Consider the following 22,190-nt stretch of genomic DNA (forward strand, 5'->3'; position numbering starts at 1 on the left):
CAACTTTTATTGAAGTTGTTCTTTTTTTATTACTAAAGGAGGATGTTAGATGAGTTACTATTCACCAAATCAAATAAAGGAAGCACGTAATTCAGATATTTTGGAATATATGATCTCAAAAGGAGAAACTTTCCAACGCCAAGGCAACTATTATCGTCATACAGAACATTCTAGTTGGGTATATGATAGTCGTCGAAAAGTGATGTTTTTCAATAAAGAGATCGATCAACATGCGGTCAATAACTGTATCATATTAGCGATGAAACTTTATGATTTTTCTTTTGAAGAAGCCATTGGCGATATTTTAGGCAGTGAAGTCAAGGTGTTGTCTGAAGCTGATTATCAAGTGAAGGAGAATGAACCGTTAAACTATCAACGAGACATTAAAGAACAGTCCAATTTTTCAGAAGTGTTTTCTTATTTGACCAAAGAACGAGAAATCGACCCAACGATTGTGACCTTATTTAATCAAGCCAATCTAATTGGTGAAGATCGCTATCAAAATATTATTTTCAAATTTTTTGATCGAACCCAAATCATGAATCCTACAGTGGTGGGCGTGGAATTAAGAGGAACACGTTATTTACCAGAAGAAAAACGGTTGATCAAGGATCGTCCTTATTTTCTTTTCCAACACCCAGGGAATCAAAAAGATGCGATGTTTTTTGCTAGTTTAAACTCGAAAATTCCTACTGGAGAATTAAAAGTATTTGAAGCACCGATTGAAGTGATGAGTTATCTTTCTTTATATAAAGAAAGATATTTTGGTGCGAAAAAAGCATTAATAAATACTGATTTTTGTGCCATGTCAGGTTTGAAGCATCAAGTTGTAGAATCCTATTTTAGAAAAGTATTAGAATCCAATCGGAAGATGGCAGAAGGGAAGAAAACGATCGTTCCACGTATTTCATTGTGTGTGAATAATGATGAAGCAGGACGAGACTTTGTCGATCGTTTTAAGAAGTATTTGGCACAAAAGGGATATTCAGAAACATTTATCAACTATAATGTTCGTCAAGAATTGCCGGTATCACAATTGGGGAAGTCTGAATCCTTTGACTACAATGATTTATTAAAAGAAACCAATCATTTGAAAACTATCGATCGATCCATGATGGTTCAAGAAGACAACTTGATGGAACGATCTATATCGGCTAAAGAAGACAACGTGGTGGAACGCTCCATAGTAACTGAAAAAGATAACGTAGTAGAACAGTCCATGATAGTCAAAGAAGATAATGTGATGGAACAAGCGTAGAGGTATCTGAATGAAATGGAAATTAATGGTGTTTGGTTCAGGTCTTCTTCTATTGCTTTTACCTTTTTTTATTATGCTAAATATGATGATACAAATGATTGGTTCAGTAGGGGCAACAGAAAAAGTAAGTTCTTGCTCAGAAGGAATGTTTACCGGAGAGTATACGGAAGATTTACCTATTTTTGAGGAAATTAAAGGAAGAGGCCCCATTACAGATGAACACGCGAGATATGCGGTAGGAGCGGCAGTAAAATACAAATTATTACCTTCAGTCATTCTTTCGCAATTAGGATGGGAAAGTGCTTATGGACAATCGTATTCTGGAAAAAATGATCATAATTATTTTGGGATAACCTGGTATTCAGGTTGTCCTTACCCTAAAGGGAGTGCAAGAGGTGTCGGAGGAAGTGAGGGAGGAAATTACATGAAATTTCCTGATGCAAAAGCATGTTATGCATATTATGGTTACATGGTGGCTACTCAATCCAACTTCAATGCGTGTGTGGGAAATAAAGATCCTGGACAATGCCTTTTAATTCTAGGTAGAGGTGGGTATGCAGCAGCAGGAATTACCGAAGGAAGCGCATGTTATCAAGGATCTATGGGAATTATTAAATCCTATAATCTAACTGAATACGATGAATTTGCGATCAAAAAATGGGGAAGTATTGGTTCAACTTCTAGTGGCGGAAGTACTGGTAGTTTAGGTGGTGGATGGTACAATCCGTTTCCTGGATCAAGTTTAGATCGAAGTTCATTTTTGGGAGGACAACTTTTTGGAAAAAATCCTGGAGGAGAATTTCGCGTGAATGGTTTCCATAATGGCTTAGATTTTGGATCGGTTGATCACCCTGGAAATGAGATACATGCGGTTCATGCAGGAACTGTCGTATTTGCTGGTAATCCAAGTATTGCAGCATTGGGTTCATGTGTCATTGTTATAAAGGATGGTGATTTAAGTATGGTGTATCAGGAATTTGGTTCTTCTCCTTCAAATGCACGTGTTAAAGTGGGAGATAAAGTCAAAGCAGGACAAGTAATAGGAATAAGAGATACGGCACATTTACACTTAGGATTTACTAAGAGCGATTGGTATGCCGCCCAAGCTTCAGCATTTAAAAATGACGGTGTTTGGTTAGATCCATTACCTTATTTACAACAAAGTGGAAAGTAGGAGAGAAGATTGAAAAAAGTGATATTACTCAGTTTACTAGCGGTTCTTTCTCTTTCGGGCTGTCATAAAAAAGAAGAAAAGACAGTAGAAGAAACAACTACCAGTCAGTCAACGATGGTTTTGGAAGATAAAACGACTGAAGCAAGTAAAGAGCCCGAAAATCCACGTCCGATGTTAGTAGCATTTGGCAATAAATTTTTAAATTTCAATTCATTAAAAGAGCGGAATCAATCCGTAAAAGAATATATGACAGAAAAATGTCAAGAAGAAAATGGCATTAATGTGGATTTAGATGCTAAATTTCGTAGTGTAGGAAAAATTGTCAAAGTGTTTCAAGATACCGATAATGAAAAGCAATATGCATTATTGGGTGAAGAAGATAGTCGTGGTGTAAAAAACGAAGTCCTATTTGTTGTTCAACTGGTTGAAGAAGATGGCCAATATAAAATTGATAATTTTCGCTATGAACAACTTCATGTACATTGAATACTAAAAAAGAGGGAACAGAAATGAAAAAAATATTATGAAAAAAATGAGCTACTACAAGATTTTTTACACAGATACTTAAACTACGTAAAAAATGAACTTTTAGCTGATGGGAAAGTAACAGAAGCACAAATTGTTTTATCAAGGCTGGATAGTCATTTATGTTTATGGGATCAAACAAGGATAGAAAAGTTAAAATACCAAGATATACTGGAATCTTTACAACGAATTGATCAACCAATTGGTATATTTTTTAGAAGATAATTCCAATCATTTTAAGAATATATACGTTGTTAAATTATGTTTTACATGGTAAGATTCGTTGTGAAGAGGGGGAATGTAAAATGATTAATGTAACAGCCAGAAAAGTTGGCAATTCAATCTCTATTTCAATTCCAAAACAATATAAAGTTGAAGCAGGAACAGAGTATGTCACCTATAAATCAAAAAATGGTGGATTGATTTTTACGCCAAAAATAAAAAATCCATTTTTGTCAGATGAAGCTTTTCAAAAGGCTGAAGATGAGGAATGGCAATTTTTAGCTCAGGAGGAGATAGAAAAGGATGTATGAACCGCAACAAGGTGATCTCATATGGTTGAATTTTACGCCTTCTTTTGGGAGAGAGATGAGAGGGAAACACCCAGCACTGGTTGTTTCTTCCAATGCGTATAATCGAAAAACAAATTATATTATTGTGTGTCCAATTACTTCAGGCGGAAATGATTTTTCTGGTTATATTCCATTGCATGGATATAAAATACATGGAAGAGTGAATGCGACACAAATTCATAGTTTCGATACTGATCGAATTGTGAGTAAAGAGTTTATCGATCGATTAAGAGGAGAAGACTTTTTATTAGTGAAACAAATCTTAGATTATTCACTAGAAATTGATTTTTGATGATTGATAAAAACTGAATTTGGCTCGATACAATATATTTTTAGAGTGTATCATATTATCCATTATAGGATTGGAAGATTGAAGATATTTGGACAGCATATATTGCCAAAGGAAACTAGAAATATTTACTTGAAAAAATTTCATTCTTCAAAAAACAGACAATCATAAAATTTAATTTTATGATTGTCCAGATGATGTATCAATTAAACACTTTCGATTGGTTCTATCTTATAAAAGAATGTGTATTACTATCTTAAAAAATGATACTTTTGTTGCTATATGGGTTTTTCTCAAACTAGAGATGAATTACAAAAAAAGAGAGACAATGGTTCTATGGAAATAGATGAAAGATTTTTAAACCCTGTTTATAAGGTTTATAGAATTCCAATTAGTAAAATTCGAATTAATGATTATAATCCAAATAAAGTAGCGCCTAAGGAGTTAAAATTATTAGAACAATCTATTTTAGTAGATGGATATACAATGCCATTTGTTTGTTATTATGTGAAAGAAAAAGATTATTATGAGATTGTAGATGGTTATAATGGTTATTTAGTAATGAAAAAAATCTCCTGAAATTGCGAAAAGAGAAGAGAATCATTTATCTGTAGTTATCATTGATAAACTAATAACTGAAAGAATTATCAGTACCATTCGATACAATAGTGCTAGAGGTAAATATTCCATTGAAATTGTGCAGATGCTAGTAGAGTCAGGATTAAGTGATAACCGATTTAAATTCATCAAAGCATAAGACATTAGGCAAAGTCTGGTTGAAAGGGCTCGATGGGCGGTAGAATCTCTTCATGACACGATAAACCGAAGAAATGGAAATATTTTTCTAACTAGTGATTTCCTTTATCATCTCATTTAAGTGAGTAACGATAGATCAACGAACTTTTTGACTAATAAACAGTGTTTCTTAGCGACAGAGATATCTCTACGAAGGCAATCTGGCAGGACTTTCATTTGAATCGTTGTTTCTTTAACTCCCATATAGGCCCGATACTCAAAGAATTCATTAAGTAACAACAGGATGGTTGCCGTCCCCCAATGAATGATCTTAGAGGGGACGACACAAAGACAATGCGGACATTCTTCTGGCGTGTATTAGAGAGTATCTTTGTAAATCAAACAAATTTGCCCATTATATTTTTTTGGTTAAACAATTTTCCTCGAAATAGATATTTAAGTCTATAATATTTAGGTTATCATTGATAAGCTGAGTATAAGATATCTTGAATCCTTTTATGAATTGGTTCGCCAAATTAATTGTAAAGGATTTCAGAGTATCTTTTCTATATTTTTACATCCAAAAGTATAGAAACTATTTAAATGGATATATTTAAATAGTTTATTATTTTTCTGTAGAAATTGTTTCTACCGATTGAGTAATTGATTTTACAAGTATTTTCTATAAATACTTGTCATTCAAAATATATAGGTAGGCAAGTATTTTAATATACATATTTATGTTAATCTTATTAAAAACATAGAAAAAGCCTCCTGAATTTTTCTCAGGAGGAATTATAAATAAATAGGGGGACTTATTTATCTAAAATTCGCATTTTTTATAAGTTTTAAAATTATTATCTTAATCTTTTTTATTTAATAGATTCAAATATGTAGGAAAATTATTGATAACAATACTTACTACGATGTTAATATTAGAATAATACAATACAACTTAGAAAATATAAATTTTCAGAAGCATATATTAGAGAAGTTTCTATAATTATTCCTGATAACTTTAGAAAAAGAATAAACTTCATAGTTCATTCAATTATTCTTTCCACTATAAACTCATAGCACCTCTTAGTATAGATATTTTAAACTAAGAGGTAACTATGATGGTGGGTGTTTAAGTTAGGTAATAGAATCAGCAAACAATGTAAATCAAAAATATTCAAGGAGACAATAACAATTTATTTAAAAATCTCTCTCTATCTTTAATCACCTAACTTGATTCTATTATAAATAAAAAAATCATTACATATTTTTTTATTTTTAGTAAACATATATAATTTATGATTTTTTTTATACTATTGATTAGGAAATCGGGATTATTTATTGAATAACAGTTATGATAGTTTAAAAAATAAACAATAATAAGAAAAAAAGAAAGTGCATTTAATCAGAATAATTCTAAAATTAAATTGAAAAAAAGATTTAGATAATTATTCAAACCAATAGCTTATAAGGCTGAAATTTAAAGTCTTTTTTTCATAAAGTATAATTGTCATTATAAATAATTCTATATACTTATTGACCATTTCCCAAAACTTATATATGAATTTTATTTATAATTGACAATTCCTATCTCTTCCAATATCTCAAATTTTTAAACTCTGTAAGAAGGAGAATAAGGGATTAATCTCTTATTCCCCTTTTCTATTTTTACGAGTTAATTGATAAATTTAGCATCTTGAATATTTGTAATAATTTGTTGTACATGTTCATCATAATTATTTTTTAAATAAAATTTTGCCATTTGGTAAACTGTTTCATATTCCTTTGTTCCATCAAAATTACTAAATATTTCTATTAGACTTTTAATATCAGGATCTGTTTTTATTGTTTTTCGATCTTTTGCTGTTCAATCTTTCTTTTGTTTTTCTAGTAAAATCTGCGACTCATCTGTAGACATTCTAGATGTTTTAACTATTTCTTCAACTTTAGGTCATTTTTTTCATGCTTTGTCAATGACATAATAAATACTTCCGTAAATTATTATTTGTCTAGTGTATTTCTTTAGAATCACTCTAGAAAGTGACCTACTCACTACTTAGCTAAACTTATCGGTTTTTAAAACTTGAAATGAGATATTTTTGGGAAAACAGCATACTTGATAGCTTATTTTTTCACTAGCAATGGTGTCTCTTATTTACCAATCATGAATGAAAAGTTAATGGTCATTCAAAAATGTAGGTTTTTAGCCCACAAATAACAAGGTTACCTATACGACAATTTTTTTCTTTATAATCTTTAATATGATAAGACTTTCCATTAATTTTAGTAATCTTAGCGTGGTACACTAATTGATCGATGAGTGCATTTGTTAAGTTTTTATCTTGAAAGATTTCAGCCCATGGAAACAAAGGAATATTCGTTGTAAAAAATCTGATCAAAACGTCTTACTTTCTTTATACGAATATCATCCAATTCCTTCATGCTATATCTTAAACAAGTAGATAAAATGAATTTTGGTAATAAAAATATTATTGACAAACGAAAACGATTATAGTAAAAATGACTAAAACGTTTTCTTTTTTTGTTTTAGGAGGATTAATTTATGAATGTTCAACCCCATATTCGTCTAAATTCTGATATAGATGTTGATAGTGCCATTATTGTAGGAGATCCTGCTAGAGTTGATTTAATATTAACTATGATGAGTAATTTCCAATTTTTAACTTACAATCGAGAGTATAAATCATCTATAGGAATTTACCAAAATAAAAAAATACTAGTTCTTTCCACAGGGATCGGAGCTCCTTCTACTGCTATCGCAATTGAAGAGTTAAATAATATTGGCATTAAAAAAATTATTAGAGTAGGTTCTGCAGGAGCTATGCAACCTAATATTGATCTAGGAAGTATAATTATTGCTGAGGGAGTTGTAAGGGATGATGGACTATCAAAGAAATATATTCCAAGTATTTATCCTGCAGTCCCATCATTTAATTTGCTTGCTTCTGCATATAAATATAAACCTAATGCAAATTATGGAATTGTAAGATCTCACGACGGTTTTTATATGGATGATAATGAACAATGTGAAGATTTTTGGACTTCTAAAGGGATTATCGCCGCTGACATGGAATCAGGAATTTTATTTATAGTTGGTCGTCAAAGAAATATCGAAACCTTGTCGATATTAACGAATGTTGTTCCTTACAAAAATGATCTTAGAGAGGGAGTTAATAACTTTGTAGACCAGGATAGACAAATGATAAAAGGTGAGAAAGAAGCTATAAAATTAGCTTTAGACATTTTGAGTGATTCATTTATTTAGAGGTGAAAAGTAATGCAGAATAATTCTCATTCGTGGTTATATAATCAATTATTTTTGGATTGGAAAAAATTTGAAGTCATTTATTGTTTAGGACTGATTACTCTTCAATTATTAGTTTATGCAATTGCTCCTGATAGTTTGGTTGGAATGTTATCTGGTGTAACTGGGATCATGTCCTTAGTATATGGAATGAAAGGAAGAAGAGTAGCATTTATTTTTGGTACAATTCAATGCATTGCAATGACTTACATAGCATGGATTAGCCATGCATATGGTTCTTTTTCAATGGATATTATTTATGTTATTTCTCAACCAATTGGTTGGTTTATGTGGGGAAATGATGAATCAGTTCATCAATTTTCAAATAAAATGCGCCAATTAATATTCTTTGGTGCATTTATTGCTTGGTTAATGGGATGGTTTATTTTAAGTCAAGTAAATGGTCAATTACCTTATTTTGATTCAATAAATTTTGTATTGAGCTTTATTGCGCAAATTCTTTATATACTTAAATATAGAGAGAATTGGTCTCTATGGATTATAGTAAACTTGGCCAATCTTATTTATTGGAGTGTTTTAACTATACAAATTTTAAATGGAGATACAGCTATAGGTACTTTGGGTGCTAATTTATCTCAAGTGGCTTTACAAGCAGCATTATTATTTAATTCTATTTATGCTACAAAAGTATGGGCAGAAAACAGTCGAAAGTAAATGTTAAAAAAGAATAAAATTACTTGTCAATGTACTAAAACTCTCTATAATATCAAAATATATCTTTATTTTCCAAATAAATGAATTTTCTCCGACTATTTTAACATATTTAGGCATTCATCCCTTATAAGTAGGGATGAATATTGTTCGGTGTTAGTAAATTGGAAATCGAAAAAGTAAATGATATAATTTTTTGATTCCAAGCTCAATTGTGTAATTTCAGTCTGAAAACGTCCGATTGAAAGATATTGAACTAGCACCACAAGTAAAATGTGAAGTCATTCATGATGATGCAGGTGTAACAATGATTGTGATTAGAGTGAGAACAGAACTAAGTCTGTCATAGCATTATGTTGTAGTTTGCATTTTGACCGAGAGAAGCGTAGGAACTACGAGAATTAGCTTGGTCAATAAGAGAAAACTCTGCAAGTGAAAAGATAAGCTAGCAAGTATGCTCTTTTCCCAAGAACTTCCCACTTCAAGCATTAAGAACAATCAGGTTTAGCTAAGTGGCGAGTAGTTCACAATTTTTATTTCAAGAAGTGATCTTATGGAACAAAATTCAAAAATCATTTTGCGCAAGAAAATTTGTCAATTAACAAATGATCCAGAATGGTTAACGCATCCGGAAATCGTTGCTGAAGTGCAAAAAATTTCCAGACTTTTAGAACATCCTTATTTAATACATTCTTATAATACAGGCTCTTTGTCAAATGATGTTGGTAAAGAGAAATCTTAGAATAATTTGGGCAGAAAGAAGAAAAACTTCTTTCTGTTCTTTTTATTTGGTTAAAATAGTTTTACCGTGTCGAATCATGATCCGTCGTTTGAAATTATAAAAATTTCGAACCCCATAAGCATTGCGTTTTAATATGGTTGTTTAAACATTCGAGTGGTCCGTTTGAATAACTGTAGCGGAGAGCATTTTGAATCTGTGGCAGAAACTTTTTAAATGTTCGCAAATTTGTCGCATAAGTTTCAGGTAGCTGGCTGACTTCTCTGGATAAACAGTCCTCAAATAGTGAATGCTCTCTTTTCTTTACTGCATAAAGAAAATCTTGGTATAACTGATAGCCTTGTCGCAGGTTGGGACAAGTGGCTATCAGTCGATCGACAATCTCTCTCTCAGTTAAATAATCTTTAAAACTGGCACGCCAAACCTGTTTTTCATCGTTCAACTTTGCCTCTTCTTTTTGTAGGAGTTTCCAATAACGTTTCATTTTTTTACCAAGTCCATATTGGTATTGAGAAGCACTTTTAAGTCATGACTTGGTTTCCTTCACTCGGTGGTTTAAAAAAGTTCTTCCTATAATTTTGTTACTATTCAAAACTAGAATCATATTCGAAGTATCTTTTTATCTCAAAATAAGTGTCCATAAAATGACAGATAAAAAATTTTAGTTAATTCCAGAAGAAATCACTCCTCATTTAAAGAAAAACAAAGAAATATTATTTTTAAAACAGATATATATAGTATTGAATTGTTTATATTTATTTTTTTATGATTATTTGTAAAAATAAAATTACATATTTAATATATATATATTAAAATAGTATTGATACAATTTGAAAGAATATTCTTTTAATATATAACATTATTAAAGGAAGGGGAATGATAACATAATGATGGTTCAGGGATGACTATCATAAAAAATAATTGTTCTATTGCAACAAAATACCATATGTCAATTATATAATGTTGAAAGGATTTATTATAAAATGAAGTTAAGAAATATTTTAGTCAGTTCAAGTATATTATTCAGTATAGGATGTTCCTCAGAGGTTATTGTACATGGAGACAGTATTGCAGATACGGCTAATGTGTCAGAGGTACAGGCTTATCAGTTAAATGTTAAAAAAATTTTTTGGACCGATCCTTATGTTGAAGGTGTTGGAACAGGTATTTCTCAAGTAAAATTTATTGTTGATGGGGTAGAGAAAGTCTCAGTCAATGTATCCAATGGTAAGTTTAAAGTACGTACATCTTTCCTAGGTTTAGATTCTAAAACAAAAGTATTTGAAGTAGAAGGAATTTCGAATACAGGTCAAATTGTTACAACAAAAAAATGTGAGGTTCTCCCTAAATTGCATGACGCTTATGAAATGAATACTTCACAGAATTATCATTTGGGAGATTCATATATTTCTGGTACTAATCAAGGGGGAATTGATACAGTAGCCTTAAGAGTTAATAACAAAGTCGTTAGAAAAAAAGAAACAACTTTGAATAGTGATGGACAAGAAGGTTTTTCATTATTCGCAAAAGATAAAATAACAAAAAATAAAGACAAAGTGGAAGTTGTCGGATATGACAGTAACGGTAACACTAGAACCGTAATTAATGTTAAAGTTAATTAATCCTTCTGATTAAAGAGTATCTTTATTGTATCTGGCTGATAATATCATATATGAATATCTAAGCTAGTAAGGGTCACTAGCTTGGATATTTTTTATGCATAGCTGATTGACCCATTAATCAGAAAAATTGGCAAGCTCATATTTGAGAAACTGCTCAATCTATAAGTAATTCATTTCAATTTTTTCATATGTATGTGTGAAAAGTTTCTAATTTTGTGTTAGCATATTTTTTCGATAAGGATAGGTGAATCTCCTGTTCATATTTGAAAAAGACTTTTTGTTGTGTTGAAGTTTCTAGGTAACTTATTTTCGCATGTGTCTAAAGCATTGTAAACTAAGATGTTCAAAATATATGGATAATTTTTCAAGGTTGGCCATATCTTGTAAAAGAAAATCTCTATCTTTTTTAGGAATATAGTTTTTTCTTCTAACACTATAAAATTTCTGCCCTTAAATCTTTTCCTTCATTTTTTTACGATATTACGCCTCTTCTCACTCACTGAGTGGATCTTTGATACTAGGAACTAACATAATTACTCTATCTTCTGAATATACAACAATGTATTTTTTATTATCTGAAGACTTTTCACTGTTATCATACGGCAATTTGATTACTAAAGACTCCCTTGTAGTCTAAATTTTGTATATAATATGAACACTTATTTATCATTTACATTACTACACAACACTTGGTAGCGCGAAGTTTTACAAAATATTATTTGTAGATGTTAAGTGTCCATAAAATGACCCATTTCTGAACACTTTATTTTTTACCTTTATTTTTCAAAAAATGAATTCATTTTATGTTCATAAACCCATAACAAAATCTATGTTCATTTAAACCGTATAAATAAAGTTATGTTACAATAGATTTTAGTTAGGGGTGATTTTTTTGAAAATAGGATATGCGCGAGTATCTACTGGATTACAAAATTTAGATTTACAAGAAGATAGTTTAAATAAATTTGGTTGTGAGAAAATTTTTACCGATCATATGAGTGGGGCAAAAAGTAATCGACCAGGATTGGAAATGGCCATCGATTTTGTTCGTTCTGGAGATACACTTGTCGTTTGGCGTTTAGATCGATTAGGAAGGAATATGGAAGATTTGATTTTGATTGTGAATCGCTTGAATGAACGTGGTGTAAGTTTTCATAGTCTTCAAGAAAATATCACGATGGATAAATCCAGTTCGACTGGTCAACTTATGTTTCACTTATTCGCGGCATTTTCAGAATTTGAACGTAATTTGATCTTGGAACGATCAGCAGCTGGACGTGCTGCCGCACGCGCAAGAGGAAGGTTTGGTGGACGTCCTGAAAAATTGACCTCTCAGGATTTGGAATTACTGAAGACTTTAGTGGATAGTGGTACGCCTATTAAGACGATTGCAGAACGTTGGAATGTTTCTCGTACAACAATTTATCGTTACTTAAATAAAATGAAGGAATAAAAAATAAGTACAAAGACATTATCTCGAACAAATTATTTCTTATTATGAAAAACAACAGAGACCAGTTATTTTCAAATCTGCAAATTATGAATATCTATAGAAATAACAATTTTAATCAATAAAAATCAGGTGAGAAATATATGTTGATTTAAGAAGGCATGGAACTTTCAACAATTGATGTGAATAAAAAATATTGCACAGGAAAAGTAGTTCGTTTTCGAAAAAATACTTTTATTATTGAAAATAAAACGGAATATGGAATTGAGCGATATTTAATTTCAAAAAGAAAATTCAAAATAGAGGGATATACGTTTCCGCTATGTGATCTCAAAAAAGACTTAAATAATTATACTAGTTTGTAATTTGATTGTTTTTAGACATTTTTTATATGTTAATATTTAAATATTTTTAATTTTAATAATTTAAAAGGGGATGAAATAATGATTCAAGCATATATGGATTATTGGAAAAGAAGTTTTAATTATACTGCAAATGTTAGTATGAAGGAGTTTTTGTCTGCATTCATCTTTAATTTGTTTATTCTTGCTATGATTTTATTAGTAGGTGTATTTGTTCCGATTACGTGGGAAAATGTAGTAATGGACTTTTGGTATATAGTAATGGCCTTGATGATTATTCCAACTATTTCTTTAGTTATCCGCATTATAAGAAAGATTTTACAAAGATAAAATTTTATGTTTTCTTGAAACATTGAATAACTTTTATTTTGTTTAAACATTGTTCAATGAATTTAAATTATAAAGTGAAGAAATTAAGTTAAATACTTTTTGTTTTTGACTTTCTACCAATATCATCTAATTAATTATGTAAAACCATTTTTTGGGAAATAAATGATTGATCTATTATCAATGAGTGGCGTACTAATTTGATATCATTAATAAATATATTCAAAAATTAAGGAAATAAATTGTCCTTACGAAACAATTAAAAGTATAAAAATTCTGATTTTTACTAATGAAAAAAAGACGATTTTTTTTAGTATTTTGGTTGTTTTCGTAAGGACTACAATTTGAGATCGATAATAGAATAAGAGATTACGAAGAAATAAAAAAGGATTATTTTAAAAACGATACTGCCAACACTTACATAAAATAATTTTCCATTTTTGAAAGAAAAGAAGTATATAGTCTTTTCATGGTTAATATCTAACTAACTTTAGATAATGTATATAAAAATTTCTTTTGTAATAAATCTATTGGATTTTCTCATTTTAAAAATTAGTTCAAGTTATACAATTAACAATAAAAAACAAATTAGGTAATATATTTTTTATTTGACTATCTTTATTTATCGGAGTATTCTTAAATCGTAAAAATATAACATGTATTATTTTTATCTACATATTAAAAATCAAGTATTACTTTTTTGCTACTTTTTTTTCGTATTTGATATATAAATTGTTTTTTCTAAAATAATTATTTACTCGTTAAGTAAGATAACTTAATGATATCTAAAATTAGTTATTTATTTCCGATAATAATGATACCGCTTTCTTTTTAGCAAACACAATAATATCTAAGAAAGGGAAATACAGAATGCGAGTAATTGCAACCTTGTTTGAAGACTTCATAATGACGAAAAAAATTAGAATTTCGTATTTATGAGTTTATTAAATAAATAATAAGGAGGAAAAAAATGGATAGAAGTACAAAAAAACTATCTTTGATGAGCTTTTTTGCTATAACTGCCTCAATGGTCATGACAGTTTATGAGTATCCGACATTTGCGACATCAAAGATGAATCTAGTTTTTTATTTACTAGTTGGTGGCTTTCTTTGGTTTATTCCTGTGGCGCTTTGTTCTGCGGAAATGGCTACTGTAGAAGGATGGGAAAAAGGAGGTCTTTATACGTGGGTATCAAAAACTCTAGGTAGAAAATGGGGATTTGCTGCTATTTTCTTTCAATGGTTTCAAATTACAGTAGGTTTCATTACAATGATTTACTTTATTATAGGGGCACTATCTTACGCACTTAATTGGCCTGCTTTAAATACAAATGTTTGGTTGAAATTAATCGGTACATTAATAATTTTTTGGTTGATCACAATATCACAATTTACTGGGACAAAAAATACCGCTAAAATTGCAAAAATAGGATTTTTTGTCGGAATATTAGCGACTGGAGTCCTTCTTTTCACTTTAAGTATTCTCTATATTGCGCAAGGAAATCCAGTAAAAGTCTCTTTTAGTGCGGATGCTTGGATTCCAGATTTTACTAAAATAAATACATTAGTGGTCTTTGTTTCATTTATTTTAGCATATGCAGGGGTTGAATCGTCTGCCAGTCATGTGAAAGATATGGATAATCCTGGAAAAAATTATCCTAAGGCTATTTTGATATTAGTAATTTTGACAATTATTTTAGATACATTGGGTGGTGCTACAGTTGCTGCAACAATCCCACAAGATCAGTTATCACTAGATACAGGAGTAATTCAAGCTTATTCTTATTTAATTCATCATTTTGGTGGAGGAGAAACTCTTATTCGTATCATTGCAGTCATTATTTGTTTAGGTGTTGTTGCTGAAATTGCCACATGGGTGGTTGGCCCATCGACTGCTATGCTTGAAGCAGCTAAAAATGGACTGCTACCAAAACAAATGGCAAAAGTTAATAAATATAATGTACCGACCAATATCGTATTAATTCAAGGAATAATCGTTTCTATCTGGGCAGTTGTACTAACACTAGGAGGAGGGGGAGCTAATCTTTCGTTCTTTGTTGCAATGGCTTTGACAGTATGTATTTATCTTGTAGCTTATGTTCTTTTATTTATTTCTTACATCAAATTAGTGAAAGAAAAGGAAGATTTAGCAAGATCATACCAAATTCCTGGTGGAAAGAAAGTAAAAATTGGTGTGGCAATTATAGGGTTACTTGTTTCAGTTTTTGCATTCTTTATATCGTTTTTTCCACCTAACGATATCGGTTATGGTAAAGGAGGAACGTATTTAGCCATCTTAATTATTAGCTGGTTAATTATTTTAGTTATCCCTTTTGGGATTTATAAAACATTTGATGAAAAAGGAAATAACAGAAAAATCTAAGAAATCAGTGCTTTTTAGGAGGAGAGAAAAATGTTATTCAGTAAAAAAAATAGACATGAAGCACAATATTTGGAACCTATTTTCGGAAATGAAGCGATGGACGAAGCGATTCCTATGTATAAACTGCCAAAAGGCTCGCTGATTCCTCGAGATGCTTATCAATTGGTAAAAGATCAATTAATTGATGAAGGTGTGTCAAGACAAAATCTCGCTACATTTTGTCAAACATACATGGAACCAGAAGCTGCAAAAATCATGTGTGAAACATTGGACAAAAATGCAATAGATAAAACTGAATATCCACGTACAGCAGAGATCGAAAATCGTTGTGTTAACATCATTGCTGACTTATGGAATGTTCCAGATGAATCTGATTTTATAGGTACCTCGACTGTAGGTTCAAGTGAAGCTTGTATGTTGGGGGGATTAGCATTAAAATTTGCATGGCGTAATCGTGTAAAAAAACTTGGTTTAGATATCAATAAACAAAAACCTAACTTAGTAATTTCTTCTGCATATCAAGTCGTTTGGGAAAAATTCTGTGTTTATTGGGATATTGAAATGCGCACAATCCCGATTGATGAAGAACATGGGAGTATCAATATAGACACTGTAACCGATTATTTTGATGAATATACGATTGGCGTAGTAGGTATCTTAGGAATCACTTATACAGGAAAATATGACGATATAAAGGCATTAGATAAAAAAATAGAGGAATATAACAAACAGACTGACTACAAGGTATATATTCATGTAGATGCTGCCAGTGGTGGATTATTTGTACCATTTATGGAACCAGAACTTGAATGGGATTTCCGTTTGAAAAATGTACGTTCAATTAGCACTTCTGGACACAAATATGGATTGGTATATCCTGGTGTTGGTTGGGTTATCTGGAAAGAAAAAGATTTTTTACCAGAGGAATTAGTCTTCAAAGTTAGTTATCTTGGAGGAGAAATGCCAACAATGGCAATCAATTTCTCAAGAAGTGCAAGTCAGATAATAGGACAATATTACACATTTATCCGTAATGGGTTTGAAGGCTATCGATCAATTCATAAAAAAACCAGTGATGTAGCAAAATATTTAGCAAAAGAAATTGATAAAATGGGTTATTTTGATATTTATAATGACGGTTCACAATTACCAATTATTTGCTATAAATTGAAGAAAGATGTCTCTATCTCTTGGAATTTATATGATCTAACCGATCAATTTGCAATGAAGGGGTGGCAAGTCCCTACTTATCCGTTACCTGATAATCTATCAAATATTAATATCCAACGTTTTGTTTGTCGAGCAGACTTAAGTATGCAAATGGCCATAGATTTAATTCAAGATATGAAGACTGGCATTGATCACTTAAATCAAAGATCTATACGGAAAGAATCCCCTGATATTACTTATGGATTTTCCCACTAAATTTCAACAGATAAGTAATTATTTACCTCCTTTAAATTGTTTAAGTGAAGTGCCCCCCAAAAGTTAGACTAAAAATCTAATTTAGAGGGGTGTTTTTTTTGAGGAAATACACACTGGAATTTAAGGAAAAGTGGATATTCTTGCTTTAGCGAATACAAAAATTAATCTAGACAAGGCGTTCAATAATTTTTTCCGTGATGAATATGTCGTCGTTCAAAAGAAAAAAACTGGTTCAAAGTTGCACAACCAACAATCAGAATGGAACAATTGTTTTGATTGATAATAAATTCGTCAAAGTTTCTAAATTGAAGTTTTTAGTTAAAATTAAGCTTTATAGATAATCTAAAGGTTTGATCACAATCTCACGTTATTCAAGTGGCAAATACTATGTTTTGTTGCTGCGTGAAGAAGAAGTTGTCGAGTTAAAAAAAAAACAATTATGCAATTAGTATTTACTTATGTATTATTGACGCTGCCATTCTTTCAAACAAAAGATTGGTAACAATAAATTCACATCAAAAATGGAAAAGAGACTAAAATATGAACAACATAGATTGTCAGACGTACGTTATTGGCTAAAAATAAAGGGATCAATCTTTTTGAAGCTAAAAATAGAAATGCATAGTAGCTCGATTACACGAAAAAGTAATGAAGCAACGTACTGATTTTCTGAATAAGTTGAATACAGAAATAATCAAAAATCAGGATAGATAAAATAAAGAACCGTAGGAGGAGAGCTTGGTAAATAAGAGACACCTCTGTTAGTAAAGAAATACGCTATCAAGTATGCTGTTTTCCCAAGAATCTCTCATTTCAAGTTTTAAAAACCGATAGGTTTAGCTGAGTGATGAGATGAGTAGTTCACTGTAGTCACTAATCCCCTGTAGTCTAATAGTATAAGCCTAGAAAAAATTTTAAATTTTTTTTTAGAAATTAAATTAATTATTAAAAACCTAGGAACTGAGCTTTTAATTATTTATAATTTTTTTAGTTATTTAAAATAGGAGGAAGTATTTTGAAAAAAATAATCTATATTATTATAGGAGTCATTACGGTAATCTTTATTTGTATTGGGTCAATGACTATCGCTAAAAATGATGAAAAGAAAGAAACAACAGAAATTACAACAACAGAAAAGAAATCTGCTCAAGAAGTAAAATCAGTATATGATAAATTAACAATAGGAACAGGTTTGGAGAATGTAAATAAAATATTAGGTTCTCCGTTATACACGGAATCTTCTACAGATCATTCGGGAAATTCTGAAACCATTTATACCTGGGGAAGTAATAAGACAGGAGAATTGGGTGCTAAGTTAACTGTTGGTACAGAAAACAACAATGTTGTCGAAAAATCAGTATCTGGATTATATGTTTCTTATGATAAAGAAAAAGTAGTTTCTTCTAAAGTATTTGGAGAAATTCAAATGAATAAGGATTTATCAAAGGAAAAAGCTATTAAAAAATTTGGTAACCCGAATGCTATTGCGGAATATAAAAATTCAAATGGTGAAAATATTCAAACATTGACGTGGGAAACAAATACTACTGGACCATTAGGATCTTATTTTGTTATCACATTTACGAATGATATTGCTACTTCTAAAAATGAAGTTGGATTAGTGTAAGCCAATTTTAAATAGCCAAGTTTAATAGAAAATTTAATTAAAACACTGAAAGCTATCTATGATGAATTGCCCAAACAGTTTAAAAAGAGATATTTCAGATATTCATTGATGAGAACTGACATTAGATACAATAAAAAAAGAGCACCTCAAATTTAGTAAAATAAATTTGGAGGTGTTTTTGTCATGGCAAAAAAATGATTATCACTAAAGAAGTGAACTACTCAGCACTTAGCTAAACCTAACGGTTTCTTACGCTTGAAGTGGGAGTTTCTTGGGAAGAGAGCATACTTGATAGCGTATTTCTTTACTAACAGAGGTGTCTCTTATTTAACAAGTGACCAAGCTATCCCCGTAGTTCCTATGGTTCTTGTTTATTTGATCTAAGCCAATTCTATAGAATGTAGTCTCAGGAACTTCGGTAAGAATATTGATACTAGCGTTGATATCTCGGTCATGATGAGTATGCTAAATAGGACAAGTCCATTCTCGAATTTCGAGAGATTTCTTGCTATCTATATATCCACATTTCGAACAGATCTGGCTAGATGGAAACCACTTATCTACTTTGATGATTTTCCGACCGTACTAATCTGATTTGTATTGTAATTTAATCACAAAACTAGACCAAGAAACATCCGAAATACTTTTTGCTAATTTATGATTACGCAACATACCTTTGGTATTCAAGTCTTCCATACAGAGAATATCGTGATTCTTGATGATTTCTGTACTCAACTTATTCAGAAAATCAGTACGTTGCTTCATTACTTTTTCATGTAAACGCGCGATTTTTCGTTTTTGCTTTTGGTAATTCTTAGATTCAAAAAGCTTGATGCCTTTCTTTTTAGCTAACAACGCACGCCTTGACAACTTACGTTGTTCACGTTTTAGTTTCTTCATAAGCTTTTATTCGGTCATCAAGCATTAGATTGTAGACCTTACGAACACAACCAAAAGATTTAGCAAAGAAAATTTTTTGTTTTTCTGTTGGATAGATTCGAAATTTATCCACTTTTAGTCGCTCCATAAAGGACACCTAATTTCTATTTATGATTGTTTCCTTGATGCCTTCGACAGGTGCATCACCAGTTGTCAAGAGACAAAAACTTTTACCTGTCTACGATATTTAGTTACCAGTACAAGATGAGAATAGAGTAGAAACACTGAATGATTATTAGTATCTAATTCCATATTAGATCAGCTCATTTCTTATATAGACCGATTATAACATGGAGCAAAATAAAACGGCAATAAGCCTTATATATCGATCTTCGAGTTACCAACCAACGGTAATCCCTCATACCGAACGGCATTCATCACCCACCTATAGAGGATGGGCGACTTCTGCCTAATTTAAAAAGAACTAGGAGATAAACCAACTAATAGAAAAATTAACAACAGATATTACTTACTTTTCCTTTGGTAAATCAATGTTATACTTCTCAGATACTTTTAATAGGGAGCAATTGTCTGAACATCAAGATACTCAATTGGGAGTAGACACGTTAAACCATTTATAGGAAATGACTATATAGATTCATTTATCAATTCATAAAAAAAATTACTACTATTTTAAAAATTAGATTTTTCAAAAAAAATATAAAAATATATACTTCATTTTTTAGTGTTATTATTCAATTGAATTTGGAAGATACGTATATAACTATTCAAATTCATATTATTTTGATAAAAGGAAGGAATATATTATGAAAAAACAAGCTTTAGTAGCAGCATTTTCTTTGGTAGCTCCTATGGTTTTAGGATCTACAGGTGTATTTGCAGATACAACACTTACAAGTTCAAGTACAGGTGTAAATGCTAATTTTACCCTCCCATCTGTAGATAATGACAACCCTACTCCTAATAATCCATCTGGTGGCTCTGGAACTGGTAGTGACAATAATACTAACTTACCTTTAAATCCAGATGGTAGCTTCGGACTAGCTTATGTACCATATGGATTGGATTTTGGTACTATTCAACTTAATAATAGTGGTGCAATGTCTAAAAATATTGATTTGCCAGCAGGTGAAACTCTAAATGTTGGGGTAAAAGATACTTTACACAATTCACAAGGATGGACATTGAGTGCTCAGTTTACTGGACAATTGGCAAATGAAGGAGCTACAATTGGAACAACTACAAATAAAGCGCAAGTTTATGACGCAAGTGGGCATTTACAAGATTTATCTAGTCCTGGTATGATTAACGTTACTTCAAATGCTGAAATTAATTCTTCTCAACAAGTAATTATGACAGGTAATCAAGGAAATGTCTTTTCAGGAACCTATGATATGGATTTAGGTACGGTCTCATTAGAAATTCCAGATGCTTCACGTATTAGTCAAGGACAAGCAACTGGATCAATCACTTGGAATTTAGCACAAACTCCACAAAATCCATAAAGCAATGATTAAACATGTAAAGACGAAAAAACAGGAATTAAATTCCTGTTTTTTCATTTGAACATTTAAATATTAAAGGAGTACTAAAGTGATTAAAAAAATAAGTATGAAAAAAATATTAGTTATTGTATGTTTTATGATTATTAGTATTTTGCCAATTACCCAAGGATTTGCTGAAGAAAATCAAAATAATTTTGGTGGATTTTCTATTGAAGGTATTCCAAATCAAAATCAAATCGATAAAAATTCCGGATATTTTTATCTAAAAGAAATACCTGGATCTAAAGATACTATAAAAATAAAATTAATAAATAGTTCTAATGAAGATAAAACTTTAAATATTAAAGTGGTAGATGCAAATACTAATAGTAATGGTATCATAGACTATTCTGGAAATCTAAAAAACGATTCTTCGTTAAAAGTGCCACTGACAACTATAGTAAAAACTACAGAAAAAGAAATTGTAGTACCTAAAAAAAGTTATAAAGAAACAAGTTTAGAAATTGCTATGCCTACTAAACCCATACAAGGAGTGATAGTAGGTGGAGTTGTAGTTTCAGAAAAAAAGAATAATAAACAAAATTCAAAGAACATAACTGTAGGGAATGATTACTGTTATACCATCGGTATAGTCTTAACAAATGAAGATAAAGTTAATCTATTTAAAAATATTTCTGTAACTTTGGAAAACGTTATTGCTGATTTATCATCAGGAAAAAAAGTGGTTCAAGCAGATATTTTAAACCCTAATCCTTATATTTTCTCCAAAGCACAAGTAAAAGGTGCTGTATACTCAGAAGATGGAACAAAAAAAATAAAAGAAAATTCAATGGATAACGTATCAATTGCTCCATACTCGTGCTTACCTTTTCAAATAGATTGGGGTAAAGAAGATTTAAAACCAGGAAAATATTTATTTAAAGGAACTGTAAAAACTGCAGAAAATACCTGGAATTTTGAACGAAAATTTGACATTGCAGGAGATAAAGCAAAAGAAATTAATAAACAATCTGTATTTAAGGTTATCTTACCAAATTGGTTTAAATATAGTAGTGTTTTCTTAATAATTCTTATTATTTTGGGAACAATTTATATTTATCGACGAAAATATAATACTAAAAACAACAGGAGCGAAAAATAATGTATCTTTGGAGTATCTGTACCATCAGTATAAGTATCATATTTTTTATCATAAACATATATTTGTTGCTACAAGATTATAAATATATTATTACTAGTAAAATTAGTATGAGAAAACTTTCAATTAATGGATTATTAATTATTAGTACCTTAATTTTACTTG

Annotated in this window: 19 protein-coding genes and 7 pseudogenes; 20 read left to right on the forward strand and 6 right to left on the reverse strand. The window is 30.5% G+C overall.

The annotated features are described in order from the left end of the window. Window positions 1-49 precede the first annotated feature (49 nt). The 7 genes and pseudogenes from IGJ18_RS14820 to IGJ18_RS14850 all read left to right on the forward strand — a co-directional run. Window positions 50-1,258, forward strand: a complete 1,209-nt coding sequence (locus IGJ18_RS14820; protein ID WP_438843545.1) for a DUF3991 domain-containing protein — start codon at window positions 50-52, stop codon at window positions 1,256-1,258. A 10-nt stretch (window positions 1,259-1,268) separates the two neighbouring features. Next, on the forward strand, window positions 1,269-2,432 hold the full coding sequence (locus tag IGJ18_RS14825) for a peptidoglycan DD-metalloendopeptidase family protein (RefSeq protein WP_438843546.1): 1,164 nt from the start codon (window positions 1,269-1,271) through the stop codon (window positions 2,430-2,432). A gap of 18 nt (window positions 2,433-2,450) precedes the next feature. Continuing rightward, complete coding sequence (locus tag IGJ18_RS14830; protein ID WP_438843559.1) at window positions 2,451-2,918, forward strand: EF0163 family protein; 468 nt, start codon at window positions 2,451-2,453, stop codon at window positions 2,916-2,918. A gap of 344 nt (window positions 2,919-3,262) precedes the next feature. After that, window positions 3,263-3,490: a type II toxin-antitoxin system PemI/MazE family antitoxin gene (gene mazE / locus IGJ18_RS14835; RefSeq protein WP_081115476.1), complete on the forward strand. Its 228-nt coding sequence runs from the start codon at window positions 3,263-3,265 to the stop codon at window positions 3,488-3,490. Continuing rightward, a complete protein-coding gene (locus IGJ18_RS14840) occupies window positions 3,483-3,821 on the forward strand; it encodes a type II toxin-antitoxin system PemK/MazF family toxin (RefSeq protein ID WP_081115477.1) in 339 nt (112 codons plus the stop codon). The genes mazE and IGJ18_RS14840 overlap by 8 nt, the downstream gene beginning before the upstream one ends. A 175-nt stretch (window positions 3,822-3,996) precedes the next feature. After that, window positions 3,997-4,178 (forward strand): annotated as a pseudogene (locus tag IGJ18_RS14845) (DUF3440 domain-containing protein); the annotation flags it as partial. Next, a pseudogene (locus IGJ18_RS14850) lies at window positions 4,155-4,548 on the forward strand (ParB N-terminal domain-containing protein); the annotation flags it as partial. The pseudogenes IGJ18_RS14845 and IGJ18_RS14850, both read left to right, overlap by 24 nt. Here the strand turns inward: IGJ18_RS14850 and IGJ18_RS14855 are convergent. Both IGJ18_RS14855 and IGJ18_RS14860 read right to left on the reverse strand, forming a co-directional pair. Then, window positions 4,549-5,058 (reverse strand): annotated as a pseudogene (locus IGJ18_RS14855) (ISL3 family transposase); the annotation flags it as partial. Between the two features lie 1,675 nt (window positions 5,059-6,733). Beyond that, window positions 6,734-6,949, reverse strand: coding sequence for an ATP-binding protein (locus IGJ18_RS14860; RefSeq protein ID WP_438843547.1), 216 nt, complete (start codon window positions 6,947-6,949; stop codon window positions 6,734-6,736). Between the two features lie 164 nt (window positions 6,950-7,113). On the opposite strand from IGJ18_RS14860, the gene IGJ18_RS14865 reads away from it, so the two are divergent. The 3 genes from IGJ18_RS14865 (at window position 7,114) to IGJ18_RS14875 (ending at window position 9,289) form a co-directional block, all read left to right on the forward strand. Beyond that, window positions 7,114-7,836: a nucleoside phosphorylase gene (locus IGJ18_RS14865; protein ID WP_081115478.1), complete on the forward strand. Its 723-nt coding sequence runs from the start codon at window positions 7,114-7,116 to the stop codon at window positions 7,834-7,836. A 12-nt stretch (window positions 7,837-7,848) separates the two neighbouring features. Beyond that, entirely contained in the window at window positions 7,849-8,550 is a 702-nt protein-coding gene (gene pnuC / locus IGJ18_RS14870) for a nicotinamide riboside transporter PnuC (RefSeq protein ID WP_081115479.1), read from the forward strand. 550 nt (window positions 8,551-9,100) lie between these two features. Continuing rightward, window positions 9,101-9,289 (forward strand): hypothetical protein, encoded by a 189-nt coding sequence (locus IGJ18_RS14875; RefSeq protein WP_081115480.1) that lies wholly within the window; start codon window positions 9,101-9,103, stop codon window positions 9,287-9,289. Between the two features lie 42 nt (window positions 9,290-9,331). On the opposite strand, the pseudogene IGJ18_RS14880 reads toward IGJ18_RS14875, so the two are convergent. Beyond that, window positions 9,332-9,860: pseudogene (locus IGJ18_RS14880) on the reverse strand (transposase); the annotation flags it as partial. 409 nt (window positions 9,861-10,269) lie between these two features. On the opposite strand from IGJ18_RS14880, the gene IGJ18_RS14885 reads away from it, so the two are divergent. The 8 genes and pseudogenes from IGJ18_RS14885 (at window position 10,270) to IGJ18_RS14920 (ending at window position 18,482) form a co-directional block, all read left to right on the forward strand. After that, a complete protein-coding gene (locus tag IGJ18_RS14885; RefSeq protein WP_438843548.1) occupies window positions 10,270-10,908 on the forward strand; it encodes an immunoglobulin-like domain-containing protein in 639 nt (212 codons plus the stop codon). A gap of 892 nt (window positions 10,909-11,800) precedes the next feature. Beyond that, a complete protein-coding gene (locus tag IGJ18_RS14890; protein ID WP_438843549.1) occupies window positions 11,801-12,361 on the forward strand; it encodes a recombinase family protein in 561 nt (186 codons plus the stop codon). A 158-nt stretch (window positions 12,362-12,519) separates the two neighbouring features. Continuing rightward, on the forward strand, window positions 12,520-12,723 hold the full coding sequence (locus tag IGJ18_RS14895; protein ID WP_438843550.1) for a hypothetical protein: 204 nt from the start codon (window positions 12,520-12,522) through the stop codon (window positions 12,721-12,723). A gap of 78 nt (window positions 12,724-12,801) precedes the next feature. Continuing rightward, complete coding sequence (locus IGJ18_RS14900) at window positions 12,802-13,050, forward strand: hypothetical protein (RefSeq protein ID WP_161638217.1); 249 nt, start codon at window positions 12,802-12,804, stop codon at window positions 13,048-13,050. Window positions 13,051-14,017: 967 nt separating this feature from the next. Next, window positions 14,018-15,430, forward strand: a complete 1,413-nt coding sequence (locus IGJ18_RS14905) for an amino acid permease (protein WP_136771198.1) — start codon at window positions 14,018-14,020, stop codon at window positions 15,428-15,430. A gap of 30 nt (window positions 15,431-15,460) precedes the next feature. After that, entirely contained in the window at window positions 15,461-16,855 is a 1,395-nt protein-coding gene (locus IGJ18_RS14910) for a glutamate decarboxylase (RefSeq protein WP_081115486.1), read from the forward strand. Between the two features lie 127 nt (window positions 16,856-16,982). Further along, window positions 16,983-17,563 (forward strand): annotated as a pseudogene (locus IGJ18_RS14915) (transposase); the annotation flags it as partial. Between the two features lie 307 nt (window positions 17,564-17,870). Continuing rightward, the gene (locus IGJ18_RS14920) at window positions 17,871-18,482 is read left to right on the forward strand and encodes a DUF3862 domain-containing protein (protein ID WP_128436420.1); all 612 of its coding nucleotides are present in this window, start codon (window positions 17,871-17,873) and stop codon (window positions 18,480-18,482) included. A gap of 380 nt (window positions 18,483-18,862) precedes the next feature. Here IGJ18_RS14920 and IGJ18_RS14925 read toward each other — a convergent pair. From IGJ18_RS14925 to IGJ18_RS14935, 3 genes and pseudogenes are all read right to left on the reverse strand, one after another. Continuing rightward, window positions 18,863-19,388 (reverse strand): annotated as a pseudogene (locus tag IGJ18_RS14925) (RNA-guided endonuclease TnpB family protein); the annotation flags it as partial. Continuing rightward, window positions 19,363-19,509, reverse strand: a complete 147-nt coding sequence (locus tag IGJ18_RS14930; RefSeq protein WP_420026271.1) for a helix-turn-helix domain-containing protein — start codon at window positions 19,507-19,509, stop codon at window positions 19,363-19,365. The gene IGJ18_RS14930 and the pseudogene IGJ18_RS14925, both read right to left, overlap by 26 nt. 83 nt (window positions 19,510-19,592) lie before the next feature. Continuing rightward, window positions 19,593-19,673: pseudogene (locus IGJ18_RS14935) on the reverse strand (IS200/IS605 family transposase); the annotation flags it as partial. A 560-nt stretch (window positions 19,674-20,233) separates the two neighbouring features. On the opposite strand from IGJ18_RS14935, the gene IGJ18_RS14940 reads away from it, so the two are divergent. Continuing rightward, the gene (locus tag IGJ18_RS14940; RefSeq protein ID WP_438843551.1) at window positions 20,234-20,887 is read left to right on the forward strand and encodes a WxL domain-containing protein; all 654 of its coding nucleotides are present in this window, start codon (window positions 20,234-20,236) and stop codon (window positions 20,885-20,887) included. 88 nt (window positions 20,888-20,975) lie between these two features. Further along, window positions 20,976-22,028, forward strand: a complete 1,053-nt coding sequence (locus IGJ18_RS14945) for a DUF916 and DUF3324 domain-containing protein (RefSeq protein WP_241653107.1) — start codon at window positions 20,976-20,978, stop codon at window positions 22,026-22,028. Window positions 22,029-22,190: the final 162 nt, after the last annotated feature.

The sequence above is a fragment of the Enterococcus sp. AZ078 genome (genome assembly GCF_051714985.1).
Lineage (GTDB): Bacteria > Bacillota > Bacilli > Lactobacillales > Enterococcaceae > Enterococcus_B > Enterococcus_B hirae.